Consider the following 6,380-nt stretch of genomic DNA (forward strand, 5'->3'; position numbering starts at 1 on the left):
AGGTGAAGAGATAATGTATTCTGAAAATTTTATTGCTAATGACTGGTTTAATGTAGAGGTATTTAATAAAAATAAGTATACTTTAACGAACCAAGAGAATAAAGATGTAACAGAATTATGGTTACAAATTTTAAAAGGGCTAAAGTTCCCCAACGAATTAAAGGAAACTGTCAGTTACTCTAAAAATTTAAAAGAATTATCTTTAAAAACTCACGCAGAAGTATCTGTATGTATTATTGCTAAGAATGAACAGGATTCAATAAGAAAATGTATTAATAGTATCTATGAATTTTCAGATGAAATTATATTTATTGATACAGGATCAATTGATTCGACAAAAAAAATAGTAAAAGAAATAGCAAGCGAAAAAGTAAAAATATTTGATTATACTTGGCAAGATGATTTTTCAGATGCGAGAAATTATTCAATACAAAAAGCAAGTAAAGAATGGATATTAATTATTGATGCAGATGAATATGTATCTTCAGATGAGCTTATCAAATTAAGGCTCTTAATAGATATGTTAGACAGGTTTAAATTTAAAGATTCATTAAGAGTTAGTTGTGCAATATATCAATTAGATAATGTTATCACACATGGCCAAAGTCGATTATTTAGAAACAATAATAAAATTAAGTATTATGGTCTAATACATGAAGAGTTGAGGAACAACAAAGGATTAGATCCAATTTTTAACGTTGAAAGTGAGATTACTTTTTTCCATGACGGTTACAAAGAAATACTTAGGAAAGAGAAGTGTGAAAGAAACATAAGGCTACTAGCTAAGATGTTAGAAAAAGAGCCAGACAATGTTAGATGGGCATACTTGTATTGTAGAGATTCATTTTCTATAAATTCCAACATTGATTTTGAAAAAATTCTACTTCCATTTTTAATAAAGAATATGGATGAAAGTATATCATATGAGAATATCCTACTTACAAACTATACTCATTTAATCCTATTTCTTATTACTAAGAAATATATAATTGATGGGAAAAGCTCACTTGCAAGTAAATGTATAGAGGTGTTAGAAAAAATGCTACCTAACTCTTCTGATGTTACTTTTTACAAATTTTTAAATAAACAGCATAGTTTGTATGAACAACAATTTGAATTTTTAAAAGAAGTAATTCAATTTAGAAAAAATAATGAATATGATCAATATAGCCAAATAGGGTGTAATTTATTACACTATGATTTATTAATTTCAGGATTACTTTTTGATGTTAAGTCTTATGATTATTCATATCAATACTTTTTAAAATTAGATTTAGCTAACTATTTTTCTGAATTAGAGATTCCTGATGAATACAAAATGTTAATAAATAAGTATCGGGAGAATGAATCATGATTAAGAGACCTCATGTAATGCAAGATAGTATACAAGATTGTGGTGTTGCATGCATAGAAATGATATGTAAATTCTATAATATTAATATAGATAGAAGATATATCCAAGAAGAAACTGGCTATGGAATGATAGGAATATCATTAAAAGCTATGGAAAAATTTTTTTCAAAAGTAGATGCAAACCCAGAAATAGTAAATATATCTAAAATTAATAGGTTAAACAAAGAAAATAGGGAAATGATTAATAACTCACTGCCAGCAATTGTCTTTCTTGAAGAGGAGGAAATTATTAATCATTTTGTAGTAATCTGGCATATTGGTAAGAAAAGAATACTTGTTTCAGATCCTACACATACTAAAAAAGAATGGATAAATAATAAACAGATTGAAAAAAGAGCTATTAGTTATTTATTTGTAGAAAAACCAAAAAATATTTTTTTAAATCGCAGCCCCAAAAAAGTAAGATTTTATGGGAAGTTTATAAAAAGAAATTTAAAAATATTTTCGTTAGTAATGTTCTTTTCTATAATTGTTAGTTTGTTAAGTACTTATCTATCATTTAATTTAGGTAAAAATATAAATATTCTTGAAAAAAATATTCCTTTGCAAGAAAAAACTTTTCTTATTCAAAGTATATCTATAGGTTTTATTGTATTAGCTTTAGTACAAGTAGTAGTTAGCTATTTCAAAAATATTCTAGTTATAAAAGGAACATTTGCTTTTGAAACACAATTATTCAAAAAGTATATAAATAAAATGTTAACTATTCATCCAAAATATTTTCAGTTAAATAGTTCAGGAGAATTTGTATCTAGAATTTCCGATATCTTACAAGTTAGTAACGATGTGATGAACTTTTTCATAAGCGTACTTCTAAACTTTTGTATGTATGTTTTCTCGATAATAACATTGTTTTACTTTAGTAAGGTTATGGCGATTTATCTTGTAGTTATTTCTGCAGTAGTAATATTGTTTTTTGCATATATTTATCCAAAAATCTATCATTTTGGGTACACAATATCTAAATCCAATACTGATTTTCAGAAAAAATTAATTACTTTTATTGATGGATTAGAAGAATTTAGGGCTTTAAATGCTGATAAATACTTTAGTGAGAAAGTCTTAGATAAAATAAATAAATTTATTACTAATAATAAAAAACTACAATTTTTTGGTACAAATAGTAATGTTTTTTTAAGTTTATTCAATACTGTTGGGACAGTAATATTGATAGCTATAGGCAGCTTATTAGTATTAAAGAATAGTATAAATTTAGGAAATTTAACAGTATTAATTTCATTATCAGGAATAGTAGTATCATCCCTAAATCAATTTGGGTCGTTTCAAGCGCAATATGAATCGATGCAGGTGGCTAGTCATAGGATTGAATCTATATTAATAAATATGGAAAATGAGAATGTATGCGGGGAAATAATTTTAGACAAGAAAATAGAATCAATAAGATGTAAACGTGTTTCCATAAAAAAAGGAGATACTTTATTACTCGACACTGTTAACTGTGAAATCTATAGAGGGAAAAATCTTTCAATACGAGGTGAAAATGGTTCAGGTAAATCTACATTAATTAAGTCTTTAGTAAGATTAGATGATGACTATAGGGGACAGATTCTAATTAATAATATTGACATAAAAAAAATCAACTTGGACTGTCTACGATCAAAATTAGTGTTTGTAGAGCCCAATCCTAAATTTTTAGAAGGTACAATTAGAGATAATTTATTATTGGGACATAAAGTTCCGAATAGTATATTTAATAAGTTGATAAGAGATTTTGAAATAAACAAAATATTAGACGATCTACCTTTAGGTATAAACTTTCCTGGAGAAGCTGCAATAAAATGCTTATCTTCTGGACAAAAACAAAAGCTAGCCTTGTTTAGAGGTATTTTAAAGAGACCTGATATTTTACTTGTAGATGAAGGCTTCTCAAATATGGATAAAGAGTATTTGGATAGAATTTTACCTAAATTTGACTCATGGGGAATTAAACTTATAGTAATAGATCATTCAAATCGTGTAACAAAAGATATTGATTATATTACTATGGAAAATTACGATATCAAAAATAGTTGGATGTGATGATAGTGTTACAAAAGAAAGCAAATATGCTCTTGGAAAGCTATGTTAGAGAAATTTATTCCGATAAATTATACACATTGATCCATAAATTAAATAAGAACTTAACTTCAGAAACACTAGAAAATGATTTAAGAAAAGTTGCAGATAAAGTTATTATTTCTGATTTTGATATTGATAAAAATCATGGTCAGGGGCCGATATTATTATGGAATAGTAATAAAGAAGAACTGTTTCTGGGTGTTGTTGAACTAACCAGAGATGGAAAAGTCATTCTAGATGAAAAAAAACGAAAAGTCGATTTAAAAACAAATATAAAAAAAATATTACTATTTAGAATCAAAGTTATTGAAATATGTAAAAAAGAGTCATTAATAACATTTTTTAGTGTAAATAACAATAGTCAAACTTTAAAAAAAAATATACAAACTTCCTTAAATATAATATTAATATTTATAGCTCTACTTGCACTATCTACAGTTTTAGAACTATTAAAAAAATTTGTAATAGATTTTAATCAAACTAACTATTTAGCTATTGCAATTCTTTTAATTTTTGCATTGCTAAGTATAGTATTAATCTTAAGTATTAAAATCTGTGTGAAATACAAAAATATCGTAAGTGATGGTTTTTATGGAATAGTGATATCGTCTTTGTGTATATCAATTTTTTCAATCTATAGCATAGCTATCATAGATTATAAAACAGTGTTAATGGTAGTTTTAGTGGGTACTTTTTTACTAATAAAAGAGATTTTCTCGTCTGTAGGGAGGATTTATGAAGATAAGAAAAAATCTGGAAAGATGTTAAAAGCTATATTGTTTTCAGTAATTACTAGTATTTTCTTATTTATAAATAGCGTTTTAATTATAAAAGGAATTACTACGTATAGTGCTGTTTTAACTTTTATTGTATTTCAGATGGCAATTTTGAATATTTTTTTCATAGTAAAGAGCTTAATACACCTGTACAAAATGTATCGTATCCAATCAATATCTCCCGCATTAACTAATATGCAGCCGCAACTAGTTAGCAATTACAAGAGAATACTAGATCTAAATTATGTAAAAGTCACTGGAAACAATAGTTCATTTAAAAGTATCAATGCAAAATTTATTTATAATTACTTAGTTAATCAAACTTCAGGTGTATATCTTTCAAATGATTTAAACACTGAAAAATATAATTTTGTTATAAATAAAGGGTTAAAGGGAGAAGGTATTTTTTTTGATAAAGATATAAAAGATTTTGTCGAGAAAGTAGGCGTTTCAATTAATGACCTAGACTTCAAAAAAACTATTTTTAACCAGAATATATCAACTTCTGAAAAAAAATTATTGATACTCGCAATCTCTATAATGGAAAATACTGACTATATAATATTGGATCAATTTCTTGATGATTTAGATGAAAAAAATTTTTTAAGTTGTTTAAGTTTGTTAAAGCAACATTATTCTACTGTAATTGTATTTACTTATAGAAAAGAAGAAGTCGATGGTTACTATGAAATTAGTATTGATGATGGGGATTTTTATAGAAGGAGCGAAGAATAAATGAAAAAGATGATTGGTGGGTTAGTAGTAGGTCTGTTTGTTTTAATATTTTTCTGGCAATTGTATTCATTAAATAAAGAAGAGATTGAATATAAAATAACAGATTCTGAGAGTATTGAGAACAAGATTTCTCAAAATAAAGACTTGAATATCTATTTTTTTAAAAAAGGTTGCCAACCATGTAATGTACAAAAAAAAGACTTGAATAAGGTAATTAAAGACAAAAATTTATTAGTATATGGCGTAGACATAGAAGAGAAGAATAAAGAAAGTAATTTACTTTTAGATCAATTAAATATAACACAGACTCCTACTGTAATTATTATCAAAGAAGGAAAAGTGTATAAACGATTAGAAGGAGTATCTTCATATGAATTACTGGAAGAATCTTTGATAAAGGAGTGAAGTAGGAATGAATAAAAAGACTGTTATATTGTTAATTATAGGGTTTACAGCAGTTTCTATAGGAATTGCTTGTTTTCTTCAATTCAAAGACAGGACAAAGGAATTAGAAGTTACCGTAGATCCAATTGCATTAAAGATAAATACAATTACTTCAAATAACTTGGATGGATACTTAAAAAAACATAAAACTGCCTATGTATATTTTGGTAGGCCAGATTGTTCAGATTGTAATGAATTTGATCCAAACCTCATTAAATCAATTGATAAGTATAAAGTTTATGACAAACTTATTTATGTAAATCTTATTGAAGTTAGAAAAGACAAACAATTATGGGAAAAATTTAAACAAAAATATGGAATTAAATATACACCTACTTTAGCAAAGTACGAATATGATGAAAGAAAAAATAAGCAAAAACCCAAATTCATTGTTCAGTGGACACCAGAAAATGGGACTGTTTTGAAAGATTTTGATAATTTCGTTTCAAAAATAGAAAAATAATTTATATCACTTGATTAGTGGAGAGGACGAAAGGAGATAATACTATGTTAAATAAAAAATTATTAGAAAATGGTGTAGTAAATGCTGTAACAATTGATGAACTTGATGCTCAATTTGGTGGAATGAGCAAACGTGATTGTAACTTGATGAAGGCGTGTTGTGCTGGACAAGCAGTAACATATGCTATTCATAGTCTTTTAAATCGATTAGGTGGAGACTCTAGTGATCCAGCTGGTTGTAATGATATTGTAAGAAAATATTGTAAATAAAAATTTCTAATTAGAATAACCGTCCTCTCCACTAATCAAGTGATTAAAAAATGAGTAAAAGATATTATAGATTAATATATTGTGATATAATTAAAATGAAAAGGATTTCTTTGACGAACTATATCATATCAATTTTTATAAGTAAATTAAATAAGTTCAAGCATAGCTATTGTGTAGATTTTATTATAGTTTAAGGAGTGA

General features: G+C 26.1%; 6 protein-coding genes. All 6 read left to right on the plus strand.

Annotation, left to right across the window (positions count from 1 at the left end; genetic code table 11):
- Nucleotides 1-13: 13 nt before the first annotated feature.
- The 6 genes from HMPREF2810_RS00250 to HMPREF2810_RS00275 are packed head-to-tail and all read left to right on the plus strand — an operon-like array spanning nucleotide 14 to nucleotide 6,179.
- On the plus strand, nucleotides 14-1,354 hold the full coding sequence (locus HMPREF2810_RS00250) for a glycosyltransferase family 2 protein (RefSeq protein ID WP_010715013.1): 1,341 nt from the start codon (nucleotides 14-16) through the stop codon (nucleotides 1,352-1,354).
- Nucleotides 1,351-3,453, plus strand: coding sequence for a peptidase domain-containing ABC transporter (locus HMPREF2810_RS00255; protein WP_002382824.1), 2,103 nt, complete (start codon nucleotides 1,351-1,353; stop codon nucleotides 3,451-3,453). Before HMPREF2810_RS00250 ends, HMPREF2810_RS00255 begins: the two co-directional genes overlap by 4 nt.
- Nucleotides 3,453-5,003 carry a hypothetical protein gene (locus HMPREF2810_RS00260; protein WP_002382825.1) on the plus strand — a complete coding sequence of 517 codons (1,551 nt, stop codon included), beginning with the start codon at nucleotides 3,453-3,455 and terminating at the stop codon, nucleotides 5,001-5,003. The genes HMPREF2810_RS00255 and HMPREF2810_RS00260 overlap by 1 nt, the downstream gene beginning before the upstream one ends.
- Complete coding sequence (locus HMPREF2810_RS00265; RefSeq protein WP_002382826.1) at nucleotides 5,004-5,408, plus strand: thioredoxin family protein; 405 nt, start codon at nucleotides 5,004-5,006, stop codon at nucleotides 5,406-5,408.
- 7 nt (nucleotides 5,409-5,415) lie between these two features.
- On the plus strand, nucleotides 5,416-5,910 hold the full coding sequence (locus tag HMPREF2810_RS00270) for a DUF6568 family protein (RefSeq protein ID WP_002382827.1): 495 nt from the start codon (nucleotides 5,416-5,418) through the stop codon (nucleotides 5,908-5,910).
- 44 nt (nucleotides 5,911-5,954) lie between these two features.
- Nucleotides 5,955-6,179: an enterocin 96 gene (locus tag HMPREF2810_RS00275; protein ID WP_010715014.1), complete on the plus strand. Its 225-nt coding sequence runs from the start codon at nucleotides 5,955-5,957 to the stop codon at nucleotides 6,177-6,179.
- Nucleotides 6,180-6,380: the final 201 nt, after the last annotated feature.

Source organism: Enterococcus sp. HMSC078F03 (assembly GCF_001811595.1).
Taxonomy (GTDB): domain Bacteria; phylum Bacillota; class Bacilli; order Lactobacillales; family Enterococcaceae; genus Enterococcus; species Enterococcus faecalis.